Here is a 25730-nt window from a genome sequence, read left to right as displayed (position 1 = left end):
TATATGAATATTGCAGGATATTTCGTAAAAAATACCGTGATAAGTTGGATGTTTATCCTTATTTTACTTATCGGTGGGCTAATGTCCTTCACTGGATTAGGCCAGTTAGAAGACCCACCATTTACCATTAAAGATGCTGTGGTCGTGACCTTATACCCTGGGGCTACCTCAACAGAAGTTGAGGAAGAAGTGACTTACTTGGTTGAAAAAGCCATTCAAGAACTGCCTTATATCGATAAAATTCGTTCGCTCAGTACTTCAGGTATGTCGCAAATTACTGTCACCATGAGAAACAATTATGGCCCAGATGAATTACCCCAAATTTGGGATGAACTGCGTCGTAAAGTGAATGACATGGCATCAAGTTTACCGCCAGGGCGCGCATGCCCCTATGGTCAATGATGACTTTGGTGATGTTTACGGCATTATGCTGATGGTGAGCGGTACGGATTACAGTTACCGAGATTTATTAGATTATGTTGACTATGTAAAGCGTGAGTTAGAGCTTATACCTGGTGTTGGTAAGGTGTCACTTGCGGGTAAACAACAAGAGCAAGTGTTTGTTGAAATGTCACTGAATAAGGCGGCCAGTTCTAATATTGATCCACAGCTTATTTCCAATCTACTTAATTCACAAAACATGGTGTCTGATGCCGGTAATATTAGGGTATCGGGTGATAACCTTAAAATCAGAACCAGCGGCGGTTTTCGTTCTGTTGAAGAGTTAGAAGAGCTAATTATTCCTGGCACCCAAGGTAACAAACTCATTTACCTTAAAGATGTCGCCACCGTTAGCCGTGGTTTTCAAAATATTCCCACCAACCTATTAAGCTTTAACCAACATAGCGCCATTAACATAGGTATCTCGTTTTCATCAGGGGTCAATGTTGTTGAAGTGGGCAAGCTAGTCGATGCTAAGTTAGCCTCAATTGAAAGTGCAAGACCGGCAGGTATGCACATTGAAACCATGTATAACCAGCCTAACGAGGTGGATGTTTCGGTTAGCAGCTTTGTGTGGAACCTTATTGCCGCAGTCGTCATTGTTATTGGTGTACTACTGGTCTTTATGGGGGTTAAAAGCGGTATTTTAATTGGCCTGATTCTATTTTTAACCTGTCTTGGCACCTTTATGCTGATGCAGCAGGCAGAAATTGAACTGCAGCGTATTTCACTTGGCGCATTGATCATTGCCTTAGGCATGCTGGTGGACAACGCCATTGTGGTGGTTGAAGGTATTCTGATTGGTCGCCAACGAGGCCAAACCACACTTGAAGCTGGCCAGGCCATTGTTAAGCAAACGATGTGGCCATTATTAGGTGCTACCGTTATCGCTATTATTGCCTTTGCACCAATTGGTTTGTCACCCGATGCTACGGGTGAGTTTGCTGGGTCATTATTCTGGGTGTTGCTGTTTTCACTGTTTTTATCTTGGATTACCGCCATTACGATTACGCCATTTTTTGCACAAATATTTTTCGGTAAAGACGGTGAGAAAGTGCCTGAAGGTGAGTTAGCCGATCCCTATGGCGGCGCATTCTTTGTGTTTTACAAAAAAATACTCAATATTTGTATGCGATTCCGCTGGTTCAGTACCTTTGTTGTACTGGTGATGTTTGTTATTTCTATTGCAGGCTTTGCCTATGTTAAGCAATCCTTTTTCCCGCCTTCAACAACGCCGATATTTTTAGTTGATGTGTGGATGCCTGAAGGAGCAGATGTGCGCGAAACAGAAGTGGTGATTAAGCAAATGGAAGCTAAAGTCGTTGCCATTGAAAATGTAGAGTATGTTGCCTCAACCATAGGTAAAGGTTTTCCGCGTTTCTTATTAACTTACTCACCGGAGAAAAACTTTGCCTCATACGGTCAAATAGCGGTTCGCACCAGTAGTTTTGATACCTTACAACCGGTAATGGTTGAGTTTAGACGTCAGGCTGAACAGTTTTTCCCGCAAACCCAGCTTAAATTTAAACGCCTAGAAATTGGCCCTTCAACAGATGCCAAAATTGAAGCCAGATTAAGCGGGCCAGATCCTGATGTGCTGCGTGAACTTGGTTCACAGGTTATGACCATTTTTAACGACACCCGGTACAGTTAACGTACGTCATAACTGGCGTGATCGGGTTAAATATATTGCACCGCGCTTTAATGAAACCCAGGCCCGCCGCTTAGGTATTGTTAAAAGTGAAGTCGATAAAGCCATTAAGTTCGCCTTTACTGGGGTGGACATAGGGGTTTACCGTGAAGGCACTACCTTATTGCCTATTATCGGTCGTTTACCTAACGATGAACGTGTTGATATTGAGTCAATGGAAAGTATTCGAATTTGGAGTCCTGTTGTGAATGGCTTTGTGCCACTTCAGCAGGTTGTAGATGGCTTTGACGTTAAATTTGAAGACCCGATTATTCAACGCCGTGACCGTAAGCGCACCTTAACTGTGTTTGCTGATGCTGACTTTGAATATGATATTTTACCCGCGGCATTATTTAATCAAGTTAGGCCTAAAATTGAAGCGCTTGAGTTACCCGCAGGGTACGAATTGCAATGGGGCGGTGAGTTTGAATCATCCAGTGATGCGAAAGCGTCGTTGTTTTCTACTTTACCTATAGGATTCTTGATGATGTTTTTAATCACGGTTTTCTTGTTTAATTCAGTGCGTAAGCCTCTGGTTATTTGGTGCTGTGTTCCCTTAGCGATTATTGGTATTACTTCAGGATTATTGATTTTAGACAAGCCCTTTAGCTTTATGGCGCTGCTGGGGATGTTGAGTTTATCGGGCATGTTGCTTAAAAATGGTATCGTGTTGCTTGATCAAATCAACACCGAGATTAATGAAGGCAAAGAGATATTTCAGGCGGTGTTTGAGTCTACCGTTAGTCGTGTACGCCCTGTGTGTATGGCTGCGGTAACTACCATTTTAGGAGTTTTACCGTTAATAACAGATGCATTTTTTGAATCATTAGCCGCGGTAGTGATGTTTGGTTTAGGTGTGGCCACCATCTTAACGTTAATTATTGTGCCTGTGTTTTACATCATATTCTTTAATGTGAAATACCGTGATTACAAGACCTTCTAAGTCGCATTAATCAGCCTCAAAGCCCTGCTCATCGAGCAGGGCTTTTTTATTACGGTTATACCAATCCTTTTAAATATGTGAACCTTTCATCTAAACGTGCCGTATAACGAGGCATCTGTATTTAATGTGAGCCATAAAGATGTCTTTAAAAATAGGCGCTTATAGCCATGCTATTATTAATGTCACCAATCTTCGTTTACGCACTTTTATCGGGTTTAACCAGGATGAAAGAGAAAAACAGCAGGATGTGGTGATCAATATTGAAATTCATTACCCCGCAGACAAGTCATTTCAAACTGACAATGTGGCAGATGCACTCAATTACAAAATCATCACCAAAAAAGTGATTCAGCACGTTGAGGAAGGGCGATTCTTATTACTTGAAAAGCTGGTGGCCGATGTAGTTGACATATGTAGCCAACATCCGTCTGTCACTCTAGCGAAAGTCACTATCGACAAGCCCCATGCATTACGCTTTGCCGATTCAGTATCGTTATCTTTAGAGTATCGCCGTTAAACTCATTTAAGGGGTCAATTATGTCAGTAAATCGTACTGTGTCAGTCAACCACGGCAATATTTCAGACGCCGCTAAAAAGGTGCAGTCAGCATTAGTTGAGCAGGGGTTAGAAACGCCGTTGTTGCCTTCGGAACTTACCGCACAGCAAAAGTATGAGCGTATTAAAGAGCTAATGACAGAGGTTGTGTCAACGCTGGGACTAGACTTAAGCGATGACAGTTTAGCTGAAACACCACACCGTATCGCTAAAATGTACGTGAATGAAATTTTCTCCGGATTAGATTACGCTAACTTTCCAAAAATCAGCCAAATTGAAAACAAGATGGGCGTGGAAGAAATGGTTAAAGTCAGCGATATCAGCGTGGTCAGCACCTGTGAGCATCACTTTATTACCATAGATGGTGTCGCCAAAGTGGCTTATATCCCTAAAGGCAAAATCATTGGTTTGTCTAAAATAAATCGTATTGTGCGTTTTTTTGCTCAGCGCCCTCAGGTGCAAGAGCGCTTAACTCAGCAAGTGTTAGTGGCATTGCAAACCTTATTGGAAACCCAAGATGTAGCGGTAACCATTAAAGCGACGCATTATTGCGTTAAGTCGCGCGGCATAATGGACACCACATCAAACACGCAAACCACTGCATTAGGTGGCAGCTTTAAGGCTAACGCTTCTACTCGGGCTGAGTTTCTTGGCGCGTAAAGCGTCGATGCAAACCTAATATGAAGTTAAATTAAGGCATTGTTAACTGACAATGGCGCAGCTACTGGGTAGAATAAGCGCAAATTGTTCTTTAAAAGAGTTTTTGCATGCACGTACATATTCTTGGCATTTGTGGCACCTTTATGGGTGGTTTAGCGTTATTAGCACGTGCAATGGGTCACAAGGTGACTGGTAGCGATGCTAATGTGTATCCGCCAATGAGCACCCAACTTGAACAGCAAGGCATAGAGTTAATTCAAGGTTTTGACCCAAGTCAATTGGGTGAAGAAGGCATTAATCAGCCCGATATTGTGGTGATTGGTAATGCCATGAGCCGAGGTAATCCGTGCGTGGAAGCGGTATTAAACCGCGGGATAAAATATACCTCTGGGCCGCAATTTTTGTCAGAACATATTTTGCCTAATCGTTGGGTATTAGCGGTTTCTGGCACCCACGGAAAAACATCTACAGCCAGCATGCTTGCATGGGTATTAGAGTATTGCGGCTATCAACCGGGCTTTTTAATTGGTGGCGTACCGCAAAACTTTGGTGTGTCAGCACGATTAGGCGACTCGGCTTTTTTTGTGGTAGAAGCAGACGAATACGACAGTGCCTTTTTCGATAAACGCTCTAAGTTTGTGCATTACAAACCACGCACATTGGTGATCAATAATTTAGAATTTGATCATGCCGATATTTTTACAGACCTAGCGGCTATTCAACGTCAATTTAACCATGTTATTCGCACCGTACCAGGTGAGGGCAAAGTCATTTGGCCTAAAGATATTATTGCGGTTAAACAGGTTATTGATATGGGGTGCTGGAGTGAGCAAGAAACCTTTAGTGTCACAACGCATGAGGGTTGGCAAGGTCAGTGCATTGCCGCTGACGGTCATGAGTTTGAAGTGCTATTTAAAGGTGAGTCCCAGGGGATATTAAACTGGGGTTTAATTGGTCAGCATAATATTGAAAATGCGATAATGGCCATTGCCGCCGCACGTCACGTGGGCGTTACCCCGCAACATGCTATTGAAGCTTTAGCGCAATTTAGTCCGCCAAAGCGACGTATGGAATTATTAGCCACACCGAATAATATTGCGGTTTACGATGATTTTGCCCATCACCCAACCGCGATTGAAACCACCCTAAAAGGCCTTCGCGCCAAAGTGGGGAGTGGGGATAACGCCAGTGGCAAAATTATAGTGGTGCTTGAACCTCGTTCTAACACCATGAAAAGTGGCGTGCACAAAGATACCCTAGCCAGTTCGATGGCACTGGCCGACGAAGCATGGCTGTATCAAGCCAGCAATGTTGGTTGGGACATTGCCGACAATATGCGTTCAGCTTCTATTCCGGTTACCGTCAGTGACGATATTAGTTATATTGTGGCAAAAGTCACTCAAGCGGCTAACCCTGGTGACACCATAGTGGTCATGAGTAACGGTGGTTTTAATGGTATTCACCAGCAAATCATTCAGGCATTACTTACTCAGTCCTCTCAAAGCTGAATAAGTACAGCCAGAGCTGGATAACGCGTCCCAGAGCCACACTAGCGGCAAAACGTAATATTGAATAAGGATTAACGATGGCTTACGCCAAAAAAGAGAAAGCAATTAGTTTAGCCTGGACCGGTGCCTCTGGCGCACCTTATGGCATCAAATTATTGCAATGTTTATTGGCGGCGGATTATCAGGTTTTTTTAATGATATCTAGTGCTGCCAGAGTGGTACTTGCCACCGAACACGGCTTACAGTTAAGTGCCAATCCTGACAAAGCACGCGAGCAATTACACCGCTATTTTACTGAGCAACAGGTGCCATTAGCGGGTGAATTAATTGTACTGGGTAAAGATGAATGGTTTTCGCCGCCAGCGTCTGGCAGTGCAGCGCCTAAGCAAATGGTGATATGCCCATGCTCAACAGGCACGTTAGCGGCAGTCGCCACCGGCATGAGCAATAATTTATTAGAACGCGCGGCCGATGTGGTGATTAAAGAGCGCGGTCAATTAATACTTGTTCCAAGAGAAACCCCTTTTAGTGCCATACACTTAGAACATATGTTAAGCCTGACCCGCAATGGTGCCACCATAATGCCAGCCGCACCAGGTTTTTATCATAATCCCAAATCGGTGGAAGATCTGGTAGACTTCATGGTTTCCCGAATTCTGGATCATTTGGGTATTGCACACGCACTGACAAATCGCTGGGGTTATGGCATTGACGCTCCCCAAGATATCGATAATTGAGAACTGTATGAAACACACCATAGAACCTATGATTTCAACCGAAGAAATCAATCAAACTTTAGACCAACTAGCCGAGCGTATTAACGCTCACTATGCCAACAGCGAACGTTTATTAATGGTTGGCTTATTAAAAGGCTCGGTCGTTTTTATGGCAGATTTATGTCGGCGTATTAAAGGTCATGTTGAAATCGACTTTATGTCGGTATCAAGTTACGGCAATGCCATCACCAGTTCTCGTGATGTTAAAATTTTAAAAGATATCCAATCAGATATTGCTGACCGTGACGTGCTGATTGTCGAAGACTTAATTGACTCAGGTAACACCCTAAATAAGGTGCGCGAAATTTTATTACTGCGTAATCCAAAAAGCTTAGCTTTATGCACTTTGTTAGATAAGCCTGAGCGTCGTGAAGTGAATGTGCCGGTTGATTTTATTGGCATAACCATTCCCGATGAGTTTATTGTTGGCTACGGCATTGATTATGCCGAACAATATCGTAATCTGCCTTACATCGCTAAAGTCGTCCCTTTATAACGACAACAGTATTACAAATAACTCCCACTATTGTGGGAGTTTTTTTCGATAAAATAAGGAATTTAGCATGACTGAACGCACCGATGCCCTGGTGATAGAAAATCTACAAAAAACCTACAAAGGGGGTGTTGAAGCCGTTAAATCACTCAGCTTAACGGTTAAACAAGGTGACTTTTTTGCGTTACTCGGCCCTAACGGTGCGGGTAAATCGACCACCATTGGCATTATTAGCTCATTAGTGCAAAAAACTGCAGGCAGCGTCAAGGTGTTTGGTTTTGATATCGACCAACAACTTGAGCGCGCTAAGTTATGTATTGGCCTAGTGCCGCAAGAATTTAACTTTAATCAGTTTGAAACCGTGCTGCAAATTGTTGTTAACCAAGCAGGATATTATGGCGTAACACGCAATATTGCTTTGGTTCGGGCTGAAAAATATTTAACACAACTGGATTTATGGCATAAGCGTAATGCCCAGGCTCGTGAATTATCGGGTGGCATGAAACGCCGCTTAATGATTGCACGCGCCTTAATGCATGAACCTAAACTGCTTATTTTAGATGAACCAACAGCAGGAGTAGACATTGAGCTGCGCCGTTCAATGTGGGACTTTTTAAAGCAGATTAACGCCCAGGGCGTGACGATTATTCTTACTACCCACTATCTTGAAGAAGCTGAAATGCTGTGTCGTAATATTGGTATTATCGACACCGGACGTTTAGTGGAATGCACTAGCATGAAGTCGTTGCTCAGTAAGCTGAATGTCGAAACCTTTATATTAGATTTGACTCAAAACATCAGCGTCGCACCTGAGCTTGAAAACATGTCATGTCGTTTAATTGACCCCCACACTTTAGAAGTGGACGTAGCTAAAAGCCAAAGTATGAATAACCTGTTTACCCAGCTCACCACCGCCAACATAGAAGTCCTATCGATGCGCAATAAAGCTAACCGCCTAGAAGAGTTATTTGTCGAGCTCGTTGAAAAAGCCAAGGGGATAAAATAATGAATGCCCTATATTTAGTCGCCTTTAGAAGTATTTTAAAGAAAGAGATTAATCGCTTTACCCGAATTTGGATACAAACCTTAGTGCCGCCAGCTATCACTATGACGCTATACTTTCTGATTTTTGGTAACTTAGTCGGCAGCCGTATTGGTGAAATGGGCGGCGTAAGCTACATGGAATTTATCGCCCCAGGTTTAATTATGATGTCGGTAATTACTAACTCATATTCCAATGTCGCTTCGTCATTTTATAGTGCTAAGTTTCAAGGCAATATAGAAGAAATTATGGTGGCCCCCGTGCCGCACTATGTGATGATAGCTGGCTATGTTGGCGGCGGTGTTGCCCGTGGTTTATGTGTCGGTCTTATTGTGACTGTGGTAGCTATGCTGTTTGTTAACATCAGCTTACATCATGTTGGTCTGGTTATCTTAACCGTATTTTTAACCTCAGTGTTATTTTCACTCGGCGGGTTAATTAATGCGGTATTTGCCAAAAGTTTTGACGATATCAGCATTATTCCTACGTTTGTGTTAACACCATTAACTTACCTAGGCGGAGTATTTTACTCGTTATCATTACTGCCGGAATTTTGGCAAGGTGTGTCAGGTTTAAACCCTGTGGTGTATATGATCAACGTATTCCGTTATGGCTTTTTAGGTTTTGCCGATATCAGCGTGCCGTTATCTGTCGCTATTATGGTTGGGTTTTGTGTCGCATTATGGACCTTGGCTTACTACCTAATATCACGTGGAATTGGCTTACGCAGCTAATAAGTAACAGCCATACAATTAATTTAAAAGGGCTCATAAGAGTCCTTTTTTGTGGGTGTTATTTAAAAGATTTTAGCCTTGTCGGCATGCTCGAGATGTTGAGGGTTTCTACTGCTCGCTATAATCTATTGGACTGTGTATACACTTGTATATAGACAGTAAAAATGGGTTTACCGCAATAAATATCAACCAAATTAGTATAAAAATCAATCTAAAATATAGGGGTAAAAAATCAGATAAAATCTAATCAATTGACTTTGTTTGATTTATTTTTAAATTTTAAAACAACACTTTTAACGCACAATCTCGCTTTTATATCCGAGATTACACGTTATTAAATTGCTTTACATCAAAGAGATAGAGAATGTAGGATGTTGTAGATCAATAACTTAAACTGGCGGCGTGAGCGGCCGAGCCGTTCAATAAAGCGTTATACATACAAGGAAGTGTCTGGTGTCATCTGATCAAATTGCTAGATATATTATTGGGTTTAGCTGGTTATATCATGGAATATTTCCCAAGTTATTGCAGATTGCTCCACTTGAAAAGGCAATGACTGCTAGCCTCGGTTTTTCTGACGAAACATCTTATTTTATTACTAAATCTGCAGGTGTTGGTGAGCTCATATTTGGTCTTATATTTATCCTATTTTATAAAAACCGTATTGTTATATTACTAAACATTACAGGGTTAACTGGTTTGCTACTTTTCGTGGCTATTCTTCAACCTCAGCTCTTAATTGGAGCATTTAATCCAGTAACAACTAATATCCCTCTAATTGGGTTAAGTTTCATTTTATTGGCTAGCATACAAGCGCGACGGCAGAGTTAAGTGTATGTATAAAAATAAAATTATCAGTGATATATAAACGTTGATTGTGTTAGATGGGTTCCACATTTTGCCAACATTTACTTTGCACGCTATTTGGGCGTTATGTTTTCATCGTACTTTGGTTTTAAATTTAAACTATTCATGAATTAAAGGAACTTTGATGAAAGAATCTATTAACGAGCTAAAGAGTGAGTTTAAAGCTAAATTACTCTTTTGGAATAATATTCAAAGTATGAAATTAAAAATAGCTCTATTACTGCTATTTATAGCTTTAATAGGGTTAAAAGTGTTCACAACCGTTTTAACTTTTGACTGGCTAGCAGGTTTATTTACTTAATTAGGTAGGTTTATTATCCATACAAGAATTTCAAGAGGGACAAAAATACAGTTGACTGTTTTGTTCACAACATTGAAAAGCTGCAACACGCCATGCACTAAAAAAGCTAAGTCATTTTTAACACAAAAAGCTCACCAAATCCGCCTTACACTCCCTTTAAAAAACACTAAATAATTGAATCAAAATAGGAACTCAGATATTGTTTGTTCATTAGGGTCTGCTGATCTTCTAAGATTTTTTTTGCAGCGAAGGGTTCGGCTAAAAACGTTTTACTCTTTGTTGAATGCATCTTTGTGAATAAAGAGTTGCTTAGATGCCTAGGCGTCAATCCATCGCCTCAATTAAAACGTTTTTAGTTCGAACAAAATTCAACCAGTAAAGATCAACAGGCCTAATCAAAAATAAATTTAAAACGAATAATTCTACAGGTTCGTTAGTCGTTTCAAGTTGTAGAGTCAGTTATTGATTTAAGGATATATTCAATGGATGGAATATTTTGTGGGTACTACGATGAAGAGATAGATCAGGATGTACCGATGCAACCTACTTTAGATGAAGCACTGTTATTGTTTAAAAAATTTCATTGGGAAAATGAAAAAACACAATCTGCAATGAAAGTGTTAATGCTTCAAATTCCAGATGATGCGTCTATGCATGTTTCTTGTCTAGAAAAAAATAAATGGTGCATCACCGCAAATGTGTCTAACCGCAGACGTTTTTTTGGACCATTTTTTAAACGAGATACATTTCATATTTTTATCGACAAAAATGCTATTGAAACTGAAGAATTGATACGTTTATTTTATAGAAATACATTAAGTGAATTTACCGACTTATTGAAAAGCAGTTCCTCATAAACGGCTAACAGAGAAAATAACTCAAGTAAAATTGGAGTAAAATATATGACGTCGGTACTTTTTTTCTTTACGGCGCTAGCAGTCCTGGTCACTTTGCTACCTCTATCTCGGCATCCTCATTGGTTTGTTAGAGGGATGGATTTTCCGCGGTTGCAATTTGCTATTTATATAGCCATTTTGTTGCTTGCCGATTTCTTGTTACTTGATATGCAATCGGCATTCACATGGCCATTAATTATAGTCGCGACCTTATGCCTGATTTGGCAACTGTGGTGGATCTTACCCTATACTATTTTATGGCCTCGAGAGGTGAAGAAAGCCTGCGGTAACAGCCGTGAAAATCAGCTCAGTATTATGACGGCCAATGTACTTACCCCCAATCGAAAAGCTGATGCGTTAATCCGGCATGCAAAGGAGCATAAGCCTGATGTTCTGGTCACATTGGAGTCTGATCAATGGTGGGAAGATCAGCTTAAAGTATTGGAAGCAGACATGCCTTACTGCGTAAAATGCCCTTTGGACAACCTTTATGGTATGCATGTTTTTTCAAGATTGCCTTTAGATGAGAAAGAAATATTATACTTGGTCGAGGAAGATGTACCTTCGATACACGTCTCGTTGATGCTACGCACAGGCGATACAATTCGCATGCACTTTGTTCATCCTGCTCCACCTAGTCCGACTGAAAATTCAGAGTCATCCGAACGGGATGCCGAGTTAGTGATTGTGGCCCGAAGTGTTGCCGACAGTGATCAACCTGTTATCGTCACGGGTGATCTTAATGACGTCGCTTGGTCCGCCACAACGCGTCTTTTTAGAAAAATTAGTGGCTTATTAGATCCGCGCGTGGGGCGGGGCATGTACAACACATTCCATGCGGACTATCCTTTTTTACGCTGGCCTTTGGATCATCTGTTTCACAGTCAACACTTTACTTTAGAGTCCATCCAACGTTTACCCTCGATTGGTTCAGACCATTTTACCTTACTGACTAAACTGATTTTTTCTCCCGAGAAAGGGGCCAGCCAAGATGGATTAACCCCTGATGCTTCTGACCATAATTGGTCGAAAGAGATAGCTGAAAATCAGGGCGTTAGTAAGTATGATGTCCCACAGCCAGGAGAGAATAAGTGAAGTTATCGCCTTCATTATTGACTGGAAGTAAATCAGTATTATAAATATTCATTGTGAGCAACAAACACACACTATATGCGGTAGCCCTGGGCTAAAAGACTAATATTTATCGGTTTTAAATAATATGGCTTATTATTTGGGAACGAATAATAAACAATAAGCTACGCTTTATTTATCTTTTCTAGAGGGTATTTGAAGATGATCAGACTAATCCAATCAATGGTTAGCTTGGATGCCCCTTGTTATTATCACTGTGACTCATGAGAAGAAACAAACGATTTGAAGCTATAGTCTATAAATAGCAAAAGTCTCAGAGGAAAGACCAAACTAAAGCTAATGCATAATTAAGGCGTTATACAACGCACAAGGAGGTCTAGATGGCATTTAATCTTTCGGGTGATCGACTCAGGTTTATCCTTAACAGGTTTCGCGAACGGCTTTGGGTAAAGCCATTAGCAGTTTGTTTGCTTTCGATCGCGGCGGTTTTCATCGCAAAGCTCGCTGAGGGCACTGGGTTAGCTAAACTTGTGCCTGTTATTGCTGCAGACTCTATCGAGACGCTCCTATCTATCATGGCTTCTAGTATGCTAGTTATTGCCACCTTTTCTGTGACATCCATGGTGTCAGCCTATGCCTCGGCAAGCAGCACGGCAACTCCGCGGTCATTCAATTTGGTTGTCGCCGACGATGCGTCTCAGAATGCTCTGTCGACTTTTGTTGGCGCGTTCATTTTCAGTATTGTGGCTCTCACGTCGGTTAAGAACGATTACTTTCAGACAGCAGGTCTTTTTATCCTTTTCGTCCTCACTGCACTTGTATTTGGGGTGGTCATCATCACGTTTGTGCGCTGGGTTGACCGCATTGCTCGTCTCGGACGTCTAGGTTCGACGATCGCCAAAGTTGAAAATGCAACCGCCGCAGCTTTAAAGCGCCGCCGAGATGCGCCATCACTTCACGGTATTGTGGGTAGCGCCGAGGATGAACACGGGCAAGCGGTATACTCTGCGAGCGTGGGTTACGTGCAACACATTGACATTGCCGGCCTCCAAACGTGGGCAGAGAAAGCCCAAGTTCAGGTGGTCGTAGCAGCTTTACCTGGCACATTTGCCGCAGCTGGCAGGGCGCTAGCGTTCGTCAGGCATCAGTCCAGTGAACAGTCCGAAATTGACAGCAAGTGCGTTGCTGATTCGTTCCACATTGGAGAAGAGCGTCTCTTTGACGACGATCCAAGATTTGGTTTAGTCGTGCTGTCGGAAATCGCTGGTCGCGCCTTGTCGCCAGGCATCAATGATCCCGGCACAGCTATCAGTATTGTAGGAACATTGGTCCGGCTTTTTTCTATGTGGAGTCAGCCTGTGACCACTAGGGATGAAGATACGCTGAAATACGATCGCGTATATGTGCCTGAGCTCTCGGTGCGGGACATGTTCGATGACGCTTTCACGGCGATAGCCCGTGACGGAGCGGGTGTCGTCGAGGTGTCAGTACGCCTGCAAAAGGCACTTAATTCCCTAGCATCGGTCGGTGATTCGAAAATGCGCGATGCAGCTGAGTATCACAGTCGACTGGCGCTAAAACGTGCCGGAAGTGCACTGGATATGGCTGAAGACTTTAGGGGAGTTCAAGAGGCCGCTATATTCGCAACGACGAGTGGCTCTTCACAAACTCAGCACACTTCATTAAAGGAGAAAGACTGAGATTGAGTCGACCGTGTTAATTGATTTAACTCATGGAGGGCTCAGGTTAGGTTTTGGCTTGGTTTTTGTTAGCTTCGGGGTCATTCTCCCTCAATAAACGACCGTAAAAAACACATTCATATAGCATCAAACATACCGATTAAACGTTAAGTTGCCGCTTGAATAATTAACTATCATTGTGAGTTCTTACTGCACTATGCAATGAAAGGGAGTTTTGTATGGTAATCGTTAAATTTTTAGTAAAAGAGGTGGGTCACCAAGTTGTTAAAGATTATCAGCGGTCTTCCATAGTTGTTTGTTACCTATATAGATGTGCTCAAAAGTAGTTAACAACTATAAATTCGGTTACAGTGATAATGGATTAATAACCTAGTATGGATACTTTTATTATTTTGGGTGCTAAATGCAATTGAAACTTTTGACGAGAATATTTACGCTCAGCATTGTCATGTTGTTACCGTTACAGGCACTTTCGAATGAGCACATTTCAATACAAGCTTTAGAGGAGCTTGCTCCATTACCACCAGAGTTTGAGACGTATGGTGATAAAGAAAGAGTATCTTGGTTAACCGACGCAATAAGTAATGCTACCGATGATGTTAATATTTATCGTCTTACCAGAAAGCTTGCATTCCAGTACGAGCGCAATAATGCCAATGATGCTGTAGTGTCAACTTGTCAGTCATTTTCGCCTGAAAAACACGATTTGGATTATCGTTTACTATGTTTATTAGCGCTGAAGCAGAACGATCAAGCCAAGTTGAGACAGTTGCTGGAACTTCAACAAGATGCACTTGATAATAACAATATCAGTATTGCGGCTGAATCATTAAGTATTATTGGTTGGATCCAATCTGGTGTAGGGGATATAGAACAAGCTTTTCTCAGTTATGAAGCCGCGTTGCCTCTGGCTGAGCATGTTAATATATATTTGCTTAATGATATAACGCTTAACTTAGCCACCCTTTATATCGTTCATGGTGATAATGAATATATCGATAAAGGCGTGGATTTAATGCTTGAGTCTATTACTCGACTTAAAGATTTAAAGACGAAAAATCCAGCCAGCTTAGAATACGTTGATAGTACATTAGCCAGAATTTACTTCAATCTTGGTATCGCAAACATATTTCATCGTACAAACTATGAGCAAGCATTACCTTGGTTTGAACTTATTAACCCAAAAATAGCTGAATTAAGACAATCTGTGTTAGTTTTTTCGAGCTTATCTTATATTGAGCTTGATAACACATTAAAAGCAAAAGAGCTGCTTCAGCAGTCATATACAACACCGGCTAGTCATGATTTTGATTCAGAGTATTTAACGTGTTATCAGCAGGTTATTCAGATTAAATTGGCAATGTCTTATGATATCGATAATTGCACCCGCCTAAGTGAAACGACTCCTATTGAAGTACAGCAAGATCTTTTCAAACGGATGATCGAATCTGATTATGCCGACCTGAGCGAACTGGGGTTAACAAAGCTTTATGCGTTATACCAAAATAGTTTACAGCCACTACTTAAACAGAATTCAGCAAAATCAGCATCTCGGACCGAGTTAAGCCGCCTGCAACAGGAATCCCGATTAAAAGGCGAATTAATCGAAAAAGAACGAGCGCTAACTGCTGCGGTACAGGACAAAATCGCTAGTCAATCTAAGCTGTCAATGGCAATAATTACCGTATTTGTGCTCGTTCTGTTAATAGTGTTACTGCAATTAAGGCAAAAACAGAAACTGGCCAATCAATTCGCCCGAATGAGTCTTTTCGATAGCTTAACAGGATTGCATAATCGTCATTATTTTGAACAGAATATCGATCGAGAGATTAATTTTGTTAAACGGGCAAAGGAAGGCAACAAATATAATCCAATTGCTATTTATCTTTTTGATATCGATCACTTTAAAAAAGTTAATGATAATTATGGTCATGATATCGGAGATAATGTACTCAAAGAGTTTTCTCGGCGCATCAATGAGTCTATCCGTGACTCAGATATGTTTATTCGCTGGGGCGGAGAGGAGTTTATTTTGGTGGCCAGGTTGTTTGACACCGCGGATTATCATCGCATTGCTGAACGGGTGCGCAACACAATCAGCCAGGTCGAGTTTGAATTAGAAAATAACCTGAAGCTTAAGGTTAGCTGTACTGTTGGCGGGGTGATTTATCCAAACTCGCCTAAAGAGACATTAGATATACCATGGGCTCAACTTGTGAAGCTGGCAGATAATGCCCTCTATATGGGCAAGCGCCAGCAACGAAATTGCTGGGTCTGTATTGACGAGATACTGGCACCAAAATCATTTGATTTAGTTTTACATCAGGATCTGGAAGAGTCGATAAGTAAGAAGTTGCTTTCTATTAGCCATTCTATGTAAAGTGGCCGTTTGACGGAGCTGCAAAAATATCACCCCAGAAAAAACAGTGGTCACCGGCCTAATGCCGTTCACTTAAGGTGAGCGGCATTTTTTATTTTTGCGACTGGGTAGCCATTTTTACTGACTTTTAAGCACCTTGGATAACTTCTTTCTCGTTTTCCTTCCAGCTTAAACTGCTTGGCATTTCTCTCTATATCTAAAATAAACCTCGGAACATTTCCTGGTGCATATAACGGCATATTAGTGAGTTGATTGATAATATGAGATGAAGCATCTCGAAAACTCAGCTGATTTGGAAATACATTTTTAAGCGATTTCGCCATTAAAATCATTTTATAACGTATTAAATTATAAGCTAATAATAGTCCCCATAGCTCTTGATTTATTAACTCTGGAAGATTGCTTCTCAGCGTAAATCGACTTTCTAACATATATTGTTTCATTTCTCGATAACCCAGCTCTATCTCCCAGCGATGTGTATATAAATCAACTATTTCTGCACCTGGATAGGCCATAACATCAAGCATTGAACTCAGAATGTTGACCTGTTTACCTTTTATCTGACGAGTGGTTAATCTGGCTTCTATTGTTAATGGTAATTCAGGGCGTTTCTTTCTCGATTGAGGCGTTGTACTTAACCTGACAAGCTTATCGTGCTTACCTAAACTGCGGATTGTTTCATATTGAGTGCCTTTTTTTAACGGTAATAACCAATGGGTGTTGACGCCTTTAGCCTGCCAATCGTGTAATAAGCCTAGCGAGTAAAAGCCTTTATCAAACAAGGTTAAGCTGTTGTCGGGTACACTTTTGATAAGCTTAGCCGCTAAGTTCATTTCATTTTCAGCCACACTGTCAAAGACGCTATCAACCAGTAAATGACTACTCAGTTCCATCATACAAACCATGCGCACTTGAGGGTAACCAGACTCACTTGATTTGTTTGCTGTGCGCGCAAAAGCTGCACTATTCTCTTTCGTTTCAGGCGTTATCCAGACTACGCCATCAACGCCAAAGAGGTTCAAACCGCACCAATGAGGATGTTCAGCACGTTGATGCCATGTGGCCGCTGAGCGATGAAATATATCGCGAACCACATCACTGCCAAGCTTTTTTCTGGCCTGTGTGACAGCACTTCTCGCCACATAATCAACCTCTTGTGGCAGCACAATATCAAGCTTGTTAATCAATTGACGAACGGATTCAGTGCGAAATAAAGACATCCCAATAACAGCCCAAACCATAGCGTCCATGGGTAGTTTTCGACGTCTTAATGTGGCAACACCATTGGAGTCTAGACAAGATTGAATAATATCGGGTTCAAGGACATCAGCAAGAGATGAAAATTCGGTGAGTCGGTTAATTGAAGTGCGAGCAAGTGCTTCTGAAAGTTCCATAAAAAAATCCGATAATAAAGATTATCGGATTTTGGCAGACTAAAAGGATCGGTCAATAGATCGGTATATTTTTTATCACTTCAGTTCTTAACTGATCGGCATTAGGTCACCGGCCAACCTTTACGGCGCGTTGGCAGAAAATCATTTGTGATTGTTTTGTCATAGTGCTTCTGGAATCGTAATGAGGAAATAGACTCCATTGTCCTGCTTATTCTCAATAGTAATATTTCCGTCTAGCTTTCCTGTCACAAGATTATAAACAATATTCATCCCTAAGCCGCTTCCTCCTTGGTCACGTTTGGTGGTGAAAAATGGGTCGAAAATTTTTGGCTTATCATGAACTGGAATGCCTATCCCATTGTCTTTATAGTTCATCCAATCTAAATAAATTCTAATAAATCGAATGTTTTAAGGCATTTTTTGCTATTTGTATTCAACTAAATAGCCGATAAGCTAGACACAATTCACTGGCAAATTGTCTTGCTGGTTTGGTGTATTCGAGGTGGTTATGCAAATTATCAATAAAACTCAAGCCCGCCCAGCAATGGACGGTGATGGGGTAAATATTAAACGTGTTGCTGATTTTGGCAAACAAAGCTTTGATCCCTATTTAATGTTGGATGAATTAAAATCAGATGATAAACAAGATTTTATTGGTGGTTTTCCGCCGCATCCTCACCGTGGCATAGAAACGTTTACCTATATAATGAAAGGCGGTTTCGAGCACCGTGATCACATGGGTAACGTTAAAGCCATTCGTGCTGGCGATGTACAATGGATGAGCACAGGAAGTGGGGTTATTCATTCTGAAATGCCGTCAGCAGATGCAAATGAAGGGCTGCACGGCTTTCAAATTTGGCTCAACATGCCTGCCAAAGACAAAATGCGCCCTGCTATTTATCGTGATACAACCGTTAACCCTAATCCCAGTTTGCTTAATGGTAAGGGCGCCAAGCTAATTGCATTGGCTGGAACCTGGCAGTTTGCTGATGTACCAAACAGTATCACCAACACTCATATTGAAGGGCTTGCGGGCAGTGGCGCCATTGCTGATATGATTATTGAGCCAAACAGCAGCGCTAATATTTTGTTAAATCAGTATGGTGCCGTGAATGTGTATATATACCAGGGACTGCTTAATGTAAAAGTTGACGGTGATAATGTGGTGTTTGGCGAAGGCACCATGCTTAAACTTAATCCGCAAATATTGGCACAGTTTAATGCTGGTGATTCAGGGCTAGGATGTTTAATTTTAGCGGGTAACCCGATTAACGAGCAAATAGTGCATATGGGGCCGTTTGTGATGAATACTCAAGCTGAAATTAATCAAGCGGTTGAAGATTACCAGCAAGGCCGTTTTGGTCATTTAGCCGATTGATAACCTAACGTGTTGGTGTTTTTATTGAACAGCTAACAAACAGGATTTAAAGCAGTTTCTAAACAATGATGCAGTAATTTTTAGGGTTTATTGCTATAATTAGTCCGTTCCGGCCAAAGCCATTCGCTTTGGCCTTATTATTTTCAGTTTGCTTTCAGCACAGGATATTCCTTTGAGTCAATCACCTTCGCAAGTTGCCAGTCAGGCATTTTCATCATTAAACTTAAAACCCGAGTTATTAGATAATCTTAGCACTATGGGCTATGAGTCTATGACACAAATCCAAGCAGAAAGTTTACCGCCGATTTTAGCGGGTGATGATGTGATTGGCCAAGGTAAAACCGGCTCAGGCAAAACTGCCGCTTTCGGTTTAGGCTTGTTAAATAAATTAGATGTGAAGCGTTTTCGCATTCAAACTATGGTGCTTTGTCCAACGCGTGAGCTTGCCGACCAGGTTGCTAAAGAAATTCGTACCTTAGCCCGCGGTATTCATAACGTAAAAGTACTCACCTTATGTGGTGGTGTGCCAATGGGGCCACAAATTGGTTCACTTGAACATGGCGCCCACATTATTGTCGGTACCCCAGGACGTATTATTGATCATTTAGATCGTAACCGTCTTGATTTAAGCGAAGTGAATATGTTGGTGCTAGACGAAGCTGATCGCATGTTAGAAATGGGCTTTCAAGAGCACATTGACGCGATTATCGATCAAACCCCGCATGAGCGCCAAACGTTACTGTTTAGTGCGACGTTCCCTGAGCAAATTCAGTCTATTGCTGAACGCATTATGTATAAGCCGGTTATGGTTAAAGTGGAATCAACCCACGACAACTTGACCATTGAACAGCGCTTTTACCGTATTGAAGACAACCAAGGTCGCTTAGAAGCGCTACGTTTGTTGTTACTTGATAAACAGCCAGAAAGTGCTGTGGTATTTTGTAATACTAAGCGTGAAACCCAAGATGTAGCAGATGCATTACTTGAGTTTGGTTTTAGCGTTTTAGCATTACACGGCGATTTAGAGCAGCGCGATCGCGATCAAATGTTACTGCAATTTGCCAACAAAAGTGCCCGCATTTTAGTGGCAACTGACGTAGCAGCTCGTGGTTTAGATATTGATGCATTAGATGCGGTATTTAACTACCACTTAGCCTACGACAGCGAAGTGCATATTCACCGTATTGGCCGTACAGGCCGCGCGGGCAGCCAAGGTGCGGCATATAGTTTCTTTGGTGAGAATGATGGTTATAAAATGGCGATGATTGAAGAAGCACTGAACAAAGATATTGTTGCTTCAACACTGCCACCATTAAGTGCATTAACTAAAGCGCCACTAGCGCCTCTTATGCAAACCATACAGATTGAGGGCGGTAAGAAACAAAAAATTCGTCCTGGTGACATTGTTGGTGCATTGACTGGCGAAAACGGCATTGATTTTAACGATATCGGTAAAATTAAAGTGACTGATATTCGTGCCTATGTGGCGGTATCTCGTAACGTTGCACAACAAGCAATGGCAAAAATTACTAAGGGCAAGCTGAAAGGTAAAACTTACCGCGCCTGGTTTATGTAACCGCGGATTTATCGATTAAGCGCTATTGGTTAATTGCTAATCGTTAATTTCACCCCAAAAGGAGCATTATGCTCCTTTTTTGTTTTTGTGCTTTAAAGCCTCATTTGAATAACCTGCTATTTTAGCTGAGTATAACTATTACCAGACTTGGACTTGGGTTTTGACAATGACAATGACTTTGAGGCAGTACAAAGTTTGAGGTAAATTGATCCTCAAATAAAATGACTCTAAGTAAAGAGTTAACAAAATGAATAGACTTAAATATCGATTTTAAAAGGTATTACCATGACACCCGCTATCGATTTGGTTAAAAAACATCGCTTATCTTTCACTGTTCATGAGTATCAGCATGACTCGAATGCGGTCTCTTATGGTTTAGAAGCGGCTGAAAAACTGCAAGTTCCCGCTGAACAGGTGTTTAAAACCTTAGTGGTTGAAACTGACAGCCATAAATTAGCGGTAGCGATATTGCCTGTTAGTCAGCAGCTGAACGTGAAAAAAATGGCCAAAGCGCTTAAGGTTAAAAAGGTGCACATGGCAGACAGTGCATTGGTGGAACGCACTACAGGTTATGTATTAGGTGGCGTCAGCCCTTTGGGGCAAAAAAAGCGCTTGCCGACAGTGATAGATAAAAGCGCAGCGTTATTGCCACAAATGTATTTTAGTGCCGGTAAAAGGGGGCTGGAATTACAACTGTCGCCAACGGATTTACAAGCACTATTATCCGCCAGCTTTAATGATATTGTGAATGGCTGAGCAGTTTAGACACTGCCGCTATTCAAATTGAGGCCTTAACGCTTCTGGCAGTGAAAATTGCACAGGTTTTGCACTTACTGGGCAAATAAAAGCAAACTCACAGCAACACAACTTTAAATCCGGTGCATCGGCTGAAGCATTGCCATGTAATCTGTCGCCAATAACAGGGTGACCAATACTGGCCATGTGAATACGAATTTGATGCTTACGGCCAGACTCAATTTTAACCCGTACTTTAGATTGGTTTAACGCGGCGTTATAACTCAATAAACTGGCGTGTGACAGCGCAGGTTTGCCATCAACTTCGGTAGTAATGGTCACAGTGTTATCAGCAAAATGTCCTGCAACTATCACCTGATAAAACTTATCTAATTGACGAGTCTCAAACAGTTTAGCGACAGCCGCGGTGGCTTTTTTGGTGTGGCCAATAATAATTAACCCAGATGCCGCGCGGTCAAGGCGGTGAATAATATACGCACTGCGTGGCGGCTCAGTATTTAATTCAATGACGCGATTAATCGTCGTGTGATCGCTCCACTTCGATGCCTGACAACGTAAACCATAGGGTTTATACCATAGGCTATAATCGCCTTGGTCAAACATCAACTCTGCAGTAGCAGGCACTTCTGCCAGTATATGGCTGTTGTAATATAAGTGCAGTTTATCACCCACTTTTAATGCCTTTTTAGCCCGCCGTAGCCTGACAACCTGCTTACCATGGGTGTGCCAAACCGCGCCTTTTTGCATTGCTTGTTTAATCGCTTGCTTTGACAGGCCCGTTTGTTGCGACAGTAACGTGCCAGCATCAGCCTCACAAGAGGTGATATCAAGGTGACATTCAATTAAATTGTCTGCTGACGGTGGCGTATCTGGCATGGTTTATATCGACTTTAACGGTTTGGTAAAGACTATTTTACGCGATTTTATCGAGGAAGAGGTGATCAATTTGCTGATAGATGAATAATCTTTCAGATCATTTTAGCGGTAAGTTTCTTTATTGGTAAGGTAAAACAGCGTAGCATTAGCACCATAAGTAAGCCTTTTTTGGAGCAACAATTGGACCATTTTGTTTGGAATGCAGACCCCGTTTTGGTGTCGTTTATGGGGTTGACTGTACATTGGTACGGCGCATTATTTGCTACCGCGATAGCGGCGGGTTTTCAGGTAATGAAAAAAATCTATCAGGCAGAAGGCTTAGACCTTGAGTCATTAGACAACTTTTTGGTTTACTGCGTTATCGGTATTATTGTTGGTGCACGACTAGCCCATTGTGTGTTTTATGACCCGAGTTATTATTTTGCTCATCCGCTAAAAATTCTCGCGATATGGGAAGGCGGTTTAGCCAGTCATGGTGGCGGGTTAGGGGCTATTTTAGCCCTGTATTATTACAAACGAAAAATAGGTCTGCCATTTTTGTACTTGTTAGATAGACTAGCGATCGCTACGGCTATTTTCGGCTTTTTTGTGCGTATGGCAAATTTTGCCAATTCAGAAATTCTAGGTGAGCCAACCACAAAACCTTGGGGTATTATTTTTGAACGTATCGATATGCTACCGCGTCATCCAGCGCAATTGTATGAAGCGTTCGCTTACTTATTGATCTTTATTTTGCTGGTGGGTTTATATCGTAAAACAAAGTTAAAGCTGCAACATGGTGGCTTATTCGGGGTGTTTTTAGTGCTCGTATTTAGCGCTCGTTTTGCTATTGAATCCGTTAAAGTAAGCCAAACCGCTTACAGCGAAGCCTTTATGACAGCTGGGCAGTGGTTAAGTGTGCCGTTTTTAATTGTCGGTGTTGTATTACTTGGTCGCGCTATAATGGCAAAAAGTGAGCCTGTGACAAAGACGTGATTAGCTAACGCTATCAATATTTCTAACGCGATTTAACAAGCGAATAAAAAAAGTGGTCAAGGCGATATGCGCCTGACCACTTTTTTATGTTAATAACAATTATGTCGATAACCCTCTAGTCTCGCGTGCCTGTAGGCCGCTATGACTATTTTAAAATCACTTCAATTTGAATATTACTTCGACACGATCACTAATGCTCACTTGCCCTTGCTGATAACCTTGGCTCGCGTCACTTGATTCGGCCGCCATGCGGTACATTACCGGTTGCACGGGTTGTTGGTCAAAGTAGCGAATTTGCCACACGCCATCGACCTTTTTATCGAACCCTTTGGCTAACGATGCCGCTTTTTGTTTAGCATCGGCAATGGCGCTTTGGCGTGCTTGCTCAACATATTCTGCCTGCTTACTTGAGCTCAGTTTAATGTTATTAACCCGATTAATACCTTGATCTAAAGCAGTATCGAGTAAGTCATTTAACTGGCTTAAATCTCGTACGGTAATGGTCATGCTTCTGCTGGCTTGATAAGCCACTAACTTAGCGGGTTCATTGTTTTGATAATGGTATTGTGGGCGAATATTTAAATTGGCGCTGTCGATATCATTTTTGGCAATACCGGCTTTGTCTAATCGACTTAAAAACTGACTAATCGCCTTATCTGATTCTGCCTTGGCTTCTTTTGCCGTTAGCGCATCAACTACCACTTCAATATCAACCGTGGCCATATCCGCTTCGATGCTAATTTCGCTAGTGCCGATGGTTTCTAAATGGGGAAAAGGCAAGTCTGCTGCCATAACAGGTAAAGCTGTAAAGACTAAGGCTGATGTTAACGATGCAAGCGTAAAGGTTTTAGTCACTAATCTCATAATGTGCTCCACAAATAATAGAATTTATTGACGTTACATTGAGGCTGGTCAATATCAAGTATCAATAGATGATTTGTAGATATAAACGCAACTAGAATCAAAAAGGGTTAATTTATATATTTTTTTGAGGCTTTAGTTTTAGCTAGCGATTAACGATTACATAATATGCCATTAGTTTAATGGCATATCTAGCACTAAACATTATCAATATTACAAACTAAGGCTAACACGGTTACGACCTTCTGATTTTGCGCGGTAAAGTGCGGTATCTGCTGCGCAAATTAGCGCAGTGGCGGTGCGGAACTGGCCTTTTTGTTCACAGGCAATACCCTGGCTAACACTCACTTTTACTTCGTTAGTTAAGCCCATGTCGGTGAATTTAATTTGACTAATTTGACGTTGAATTTTCTCTGCCACTCGTTGCGCTTGAGCCTGGCTGAAGTTAGGCAGTATTACGGTAAACTCTTCGCCGCCAAAACGGGCGGCTAAACAGTCGCGGTTAGGCATGGCGGCGGCAATTGCCTGAGCCACTTTTTGTAAGCACTTATCGCCATTGATATGACCATAGTTGTCGTTAAAAATCTTAAAAAAGTCGATGTCGATAAGAATTAAGCTTAAAGGATGTTGGTGTTGTCTGCTGTCGTCCCAGGCATTTTCTAGGGCTTCATCAAAGGCATGACGATTGGCTAAATTGGTTAATTTGTCGGTATTAGCTAGACGGGTTAACTCAGCAAATTTTTCTTTATGACTGGTCAGATTATGCATTACGCCAATGATAAGCGGTTTAGCATGCTCGCCAACCGGTAAACACGATAATGATAAATCAGCATCTACCAAACTTGAATCGACACGTTGCAGCACAATTTCTTTCGGGCCATGATTAAACGGGGTGAAAGTTTCGCGCCAGTGGACAAACAAATCTTGGTATTCTTCCTGGTAGGCGGAGTTAACAAAGTTAGTCCATTTTTGGCCAATCAATAATTCTTTTGGCGCGCCAAATAGCTTAGCCGCATGTTGATTAATCATCTCAATGACGCCCTCATCGTTGACCACAAAAATGGCTTCTGAAATGGCATTCATTAAAAAGTTTAAGCTAGAAAGCTGATTAGCTTGGTCTAAAGTGTGCTCAATAACCTGAGGTGTTTTCGGTGCAATGACGGTACTTTTTAATGCGCTGGGTTCAACCGGAACTGAGGCGGTTGGTTTGTCCGGTGTAGGGAAATTTTTACCCGATAACGCTTTGGCAAGTTCGGTGGCACGGGTCAATGTGTCATGGATTTCTTGGTAATTGTCAGAGGTTATCATGCTCAGTCCTTTCTATTATAAAGTGTGTATCAAACAAAAGTATTTTGATGACACACACTTTATTCAAAAAAGTAAAAAGTAGCCTTCCGTTAACCTTCTGGTTTTAAGGTGTTGTTTTTATTTTGATTTAATATATTAGCTTGGGCGGTTGATTACTTCAGGATCTGGACTTAATAGCAGATGAGAGCTAAATCCTGGAGTCGAATTTGACAGTATAAGTCTAAACTCGGTATTGCCAATCACTTGGTCGCTGTCGCTTAACTGCAATGTGCTGCCATTATTTACTACCTGTACTTGATCAATCACGCTATCAAATGGGGTTGAAAATGCAGCGCCAACAAAGGCTAATCCGCGCGCTGTTTTATCGATTAAGTTGTACGATATTAAGCCATTTTCGGTCATGACAACATCGCCACTTCTTGGGTTATTGTTTTCATCGGTATAGCTGAAAATAGGCTGATTGTTTTCTAAAGTCACAATCACATTAATAATTGTTTCTTGGTTATTTAGTGCTGACATTGAAGCTAC

At 41.6% G+C, this 25730-nt stretch carries 23 protein-coding genes and 1 pseudogene; 18 read left to right on the top strand and 6 right to left on the bottom strand.

Annotation, left to right across the window (positions count from 1 at the left end):
* Positions 1–3: 3 nt before the first annotated feature.
* From L0B17_RS16650 to L0B17_RS16585, 14 genes and pseudogenes are all read left to right on the top strand, one after another.
* Positions 4–3074, top strand: a pseudogene (locus tag L0B17_RS16650) (efflux RND transporter permease subunit).
* Between the two features lie 139 nt (positions 3075–3213).
* Positions 3214–3591 carry a dihydroneopterin triphosphate 2'-epimerase gene (folX, locus tag L0B17_RS16645; RefSeq protein WP_235086359.1) on the top strand — a complete coding sequence of 126 codons (378 nt, stop codon included), beginning with the start codon at positions 3214–3216 and terminating at the stop codon, positions 3589–3591.
* 20 nt (positions 3592–3611) lie between these two features.
* Positions 3612–4289, top strand: a complete 678-nt coding sequence (gene folE / locus L0B17_RS16640; RefSeq protein ID WP_235086358.1) for a GTP cyclohydrolase I FolE — start codon at positions 3612–3614, stop codon at positions 4287–4289.
* 107 nt (positions 4290–4396) lie between these two features.
* Positions 4397–5797 (top strand): UDP-N-acetylmuramate:L-alanyl-gamma-D-glutamyl-meso-diaminopimelate ligase, encoded by a 1401-nt coding sequence (mpl, locus tag L0B17_RS16635; protein ID WP_235086356.1) that lies wholly within the window; start codon positions 4397–4399, stop codon positions 5795–5797.
* 77 nt (positions 5798–5874) lie between these two features.
* Positions 5875–6534: a flavin prenyltransferase UbiX gene (locus L0B17_RS16630; protein WP_235086354.1), complete on the top strand. Its 660-nt coding sequence runs from the start codon at positions 5875–5877 to the stop codon at positions 6532–6534.
* Between the two features lie 7 nt (positions 6535–6541).
* Positions 6542–7069 carry a hypoxanthine phosphoribosyltransferase gene (gene hpt, locus L0B17_RS16625; protein ID WP_235086353.1) on the top strand — a complete coding sequence of 176 codons (528 nt, stop codon included), beginning with the start codon at positions 6542–6544 and terminating at the stop codon, positions 7067–7069.
* 67 nt (positions 7070–7136) lie between these two features.
* The gene (locus tag L0B17_RS16620; protein ID WP_235086351.1) at positions 7137–8072 is read left to right on the top strand and encodes an ABC transporter ATP-binding protein; all 936 of its coding nucleotides are present in this window, start codon (positions 7137–7139) and stop codon (positions 8070–8072) included.
* The gene (locus tag L0B17_RS16615) at positions 8072–8842 is read left to right on the top strand and encodes an ABC transporter permease (RefSeq protein WP_235086349.1); all 771 of its coding nucleotides are present in this window, start codon (positions 8072–8074) and stop codon (positions 8840–8842) included. The genes L0B17_RS16620 and L0B17_RS16615 overlap by 1 nt, the downstream gene beginning before the upstream one ends.
* Before the next feature lie 453 nt (positions 8843–9295).
* Positions 9296–9673, top strand: a complete 378-nt coding sequence (locus L0B17_RS16610) for a DoxX-like family protein (RefSeq protein ID WP_235086347.1) — start codon at positions 9296–9298, stop codon at positions 9671–9673.
* A 160-nt stretch (positions 9674–9833) separates the two neighbouring features.
* On the top strand, positions 9834–10010 hold the full coding sequence (locus tag L0B17_RS16605) for a hypothetical protein (RefSeq protein ID WP_235086345.1): 177 nt from the start codon (positions 9834–9836) through the stop codon (positions 10008–10010).
* Positions 10011–10492: 482 nt separating this feature from the next.
* Positions 10493–10867 carry a hypothetical protein gene (locus tag L0B17_RS16600; RefSeq protein ID WP_235086344.1) on the top strand — a complete coding sequence of 125 codons (375 nt, stop codon included), beginning with the start codon at positions 10493–10495 and terminating at the stop codon, positions 10865–10867.
* 45 nt (positions 10868–10912) lie between these two features.
* On the top strand, positions 10913–12001 hold the full coding sequence (locus L0B17_RS16595; RefSeq protein WP_235086342.1) for an endonuclease/exonuclease/phosphatase family protein: 1089 nt from the start codon (positions 10913–10915) through the stop codon (positions 11999–12001).
* A gap of 377 nt (positions 12002–12378) precedes the next feature.
* Positions 12379–13698: a DUF2254 domain-containing protein gene (locus L0B17_RS16590; protein ID WP_235086340.1), complete on the top strand. Its 1320-nt coding sequence runs from the start codon at positions 12379–12381 to the stop codon at positions 13696–13698.
* Positions 13699–14101: 403 nt separating this feature from the next.
* Positions 14102–16078, top strand: a complete 1977-nt coding sequence (locus tag L0B17_RS16585; RefSeq protein ID WP_235086339.1) for a tetratricopeptide repeat-containing diguanylate cyclase — start codon at positions 14102–14104, stop codon at positions 16076–16078.
* A 68-nt stretch (positions 16079–16146) separates the two neighbouring features.
* On the opposite strand, the gene L0B17_RS16580 is transcribed toward L0B17_RS16585, so the two are convergent.
* Together L0B17_RS16580 and L0B17_RS16575 are read right to left on the bottom strand one after the other, a co-directional pair.
* Positions 16147–17472: an IS4 family transposase gene (locus tag L0B17_RS16580; RefSeq protein ID WP_235086337.1), complete on the bottom strand. Its 1326-nt coding sequence runs from the start codon at positions 17470–17472 to the stop codon at positions 16147–16149.
* 159 nt (positions 17473–17631) lie between these two features.
* The gene (locus L0B17_RS16575) at positions 17632–17847 is read right to left on the bottom strand and encodes an ATP-binding protein (RefSeq protein WP_235086336.1); all 216 of its coding nucleotides are present in this window, start codon (positions 17845–17847) and stop codon (positions 17632–17634) included.
* 133 nt (positions 17848–17980) lie between these two features.
* Between L0B17_RS16575 and L0B17_RS16570 the strand changes: the two genes are divergently transcribed.
* From L0B17_RS16570 to ybaK, 3 genes are all read left to right on the top strand, one after another.
* On the top strand, positions 17981–18850 hold the full coding sequence (locus L0B17_RS16570) for a pirin family protein (protein WP_235086334.1): 870 nt from the start codon (positions 17981–17983) through the stop codon (positions 18848–18850).
* A 256-nt stretch (positions 18851–19106) separates the two neighbouring features.
* Complete coding sequence (gene dbpA, locus L0B17_RS16565; protein ID WP_443019964.1) at positions 19107–20426, top strand: ATP-dependent RNA helicase DbpA; 1320 nt, start codon at positions 19107–19109, stop codon at positions 20424–20426.
* Between the two features lie 285 nt (positions 20427–20711).
* Complete coding sequence (gene ybaK / locus L0B17_RS16560; RefSeq protein WP_235086332.1) at positions 20712–21182, top strand: Cys-tRNA(Pro) deacylase; 471 nt, start codon at positions 20712–20714, stop codon at positions 21180–21182.
* An 18-nt stretch (positions 21183–21200) separates the two neighbouring features.
* Here the strand turns inward: ybaK and L0B17_RS16555 are convergent, their stop codons facing one another.
* Positions 21201–22058, bottom strand: a complete 858-nt coding sequence (locus L0B17_RS16555; RefSeq protein ID WP_235086330.1) for a pseudouridine synthase family protein — start codon at positions 22056–22058, stop codon at positions 21201–21203.
* 180 nt (positions 22059–22238) lie between these two features.
* Between L0B17_RS16555 and lgt the strand changes: the two genes are divergently transcribed.
* Positions 22239–23033, top strand: a complete 795-nt coding sequence (gene lgt / locus L0B17_RS16550) for a prolipoprotein diacylglyceryl transferase (protein WP_235086329.1) — start codon at positions 22239–22241, stop codon at positions 23031–23033.
* Positions 23034–23189: 156 nt separating this feature from the next.
* Here the strand turns inward: lgt and L0B17_RS16545 are convergent, their stop codons facing one another.
* The 3 genes from L0B17_RS16545 to L0B17_RS16535 all read right to left on the bottom strand — a co-directional run bounded on the left by L0B17_RS16545 (position 23190) and on the right by L0B17_RS16535 (position 25721).
* The gene (locus L0B17_RS16545; RefSeq protein ID WP_235086327.1) at positions 23190–23897 is read right to left on the bottom strand and encodes an oxidative stress defense protein; all 708 of its coding nucleotides are present in this window, start codon (positions 23895–23897) and stop codon (positions 23190–23192) included.
* A 210-nt stretch (positions 23898–24107) separates the two neighbouring features.
* Entirely contained in the window at positions 24108–25202 is a 1095-nt protein-coding gene (locus L0B17_RS16540; RefSeq protein ID WP_235086326.1) for a sensor domain-containing diguanylate cyclase, read from the bottom strand.
* A 135-nt stretch (positions 25203–25337) separates the two neighbouring features.
* Positions 25338–25721 (bottom strand): DP-EP family protein, encoded by a 384-nt coding sequence (locus L0B17_RS16535; protein ID WP_235086324.1) that lies wholly within the window; start codon positions 25719–25721, stop codon positions 25338–25340.
* Positions 25722–25730: the final 9 nt, after the last annotated feature.

It is taken from the genome of Shewanella sp. OMA3-2, assembly GCF_021513195.1.
In the GTDB taxonomy this organism is placed as follows: domain Bacteria; phylum Pseudomonadota; class Gammaproteobacteria; order Enterobacterales; family Shewanellaceae; genus Shewanella.
The sequence above is the reverse complement of the archived record's forward strand: the minus strand, read 5'-3'. Positions and strand labels throughout refer to the sequence as shown.

Bases quoted from the DNA above. Each gene is read 5' to 3' on its own strand.
- L0B17_RS16575 (WP_235086336.1), bottom strand. From the start codon at position 17,847: ATGAACTATAAAGACAATGGGATAGGCATTCCAGTTCATGATAAGCCA.
- L0B17_RS16540 (WP_235086326.1), bottom strand. From the start codon at position 25,202: ATGATAACCTCTGACAATTACCAAGAAATCCATGACACATTGACCCGT.
- L0B17_RS16595 (WP_235086342.1), top strand. From the start codon at position 10,913: ATGACGTCGGTACTTTTTTTCTTTACGGCGCTAGCAGTCCTGGTCACT.
- hpt (WP_235086353.1), top strand. From the start codon at position 6,542: ATGAAACACACCATAGAACCTATGATTTCAACCGAAGAAATCAATCAA.
- L0B17_RS16570 (WP_235086334.1), top strand. From the start codon at position 17,981: ATGCAAATTATCAATAAAACTCAAGCCCGCCCAGCAATGGACGGTGAT.
- L0B17_RS16590 (WP_235086340.1), top strand. From the start codon at position 12,379: ATGGCATTTAATCTTTCGGGTGATCGACTCAGGTTTATCCTTAACAGG.
- L0B17_RS16600 (WP_235086344.1), top strand. From the start codon at position 10,493: ATGGATGGAATATTTTGTGGGTACTACGATGAAGAGATAGATCAGGAT.
- L0B17_RS16615 (WP_235086349.1), top strand. From the start codon at position 8,072: ATGAATGCCCTATATTTAGTCGCCTTTAGAAGTATTTTAAAGAAAGAG.
- L0B17_RS16555 (WP_235086330.1), bottom strand. From the start codon at position 22,058: ATGCCAGATACGCCACCGTCAGCAGACAATTTAATTGAATGTCACCTT.
- L0B17_RS16630 (WP_235086354.1), top strand. From the start codon at position 5,875: ATGGCTTACGCCAAAAAAGAGAAAGCAATTAGTTTAGCCTGGACCGGT.
- folE (WP_235086358.1), top strand. From the start codon at position 3,612: ATGTCAGTAAATCGTACTGTGTCAGTCAACCACGGCAATATTTCAGAC.
- L0B17_RS16620 (WP_235086351.1), top strand. From the start codon at position 7,137: ATGACTGAACGCACCGATGCCCTGGTGATAGAAAATCTACAAAAAACC.
- L0B17_RS16535 (WP_235086324.1), bottom strand. From the start codon at position 25,721: ATGTCAGCACTAAATAACCAAGAAACAATTATTAATGTGATTGTGACT.
- L0B17_RS16605 (WP_235086345.1), top strand. From the start codon at position 9,834: ATGAAAGAATCTATTAACGAGCTAAAGAGTGAGTTTAAAGCTAAATTA.
- L0B17_RS16545 (WP_235086327.1), bottom strand. From the start codon at position 23,897: ATGAGATTAGTGACTAAAACCTTTACGCTTGCATCGTTAACATCAGCC.
- mpl (WP_235086356.1), top strand. From the start codon at position 4,397: ATGCACGTACATATTCTTGGCATTTGTGGCACCTTTATGGGTGGTTTA.
- L0B17_RS16585 (WP_235086339.1), top strand. From the start codon at position 14,102: ATGCAATTGAAACTTTTGACGAGAATATTTACGCTCAGCATTGTCATG.
- L0B17_RS16580 (WP_235086337.1), bottom strand. From the start codon at position 17,472: ATGGAACTTTCAGAAGCACTTGCTCGCACTTCAATTAACCGACTCACC.
- ybaK (WP_235086332.1), top strand. From the start codon at position 20,712: ATGACACCCGCTATCGATTTGGTTAAAAAACATCGCTTATCTTTCACT.
- dbpA (WP_443019964.1), top strand. From the start codon at position 19,107: ATGGGCTATGAGTCTATGACACAAATCCAAGCAGAAAGTTTACCGCCG.
- folX (WP_235086359.1), top strand. From the start codon at position 3,214: ATGTCTTTAAAAATAGGCGCTTATAGCCATGCTATTATTAATGTCACC.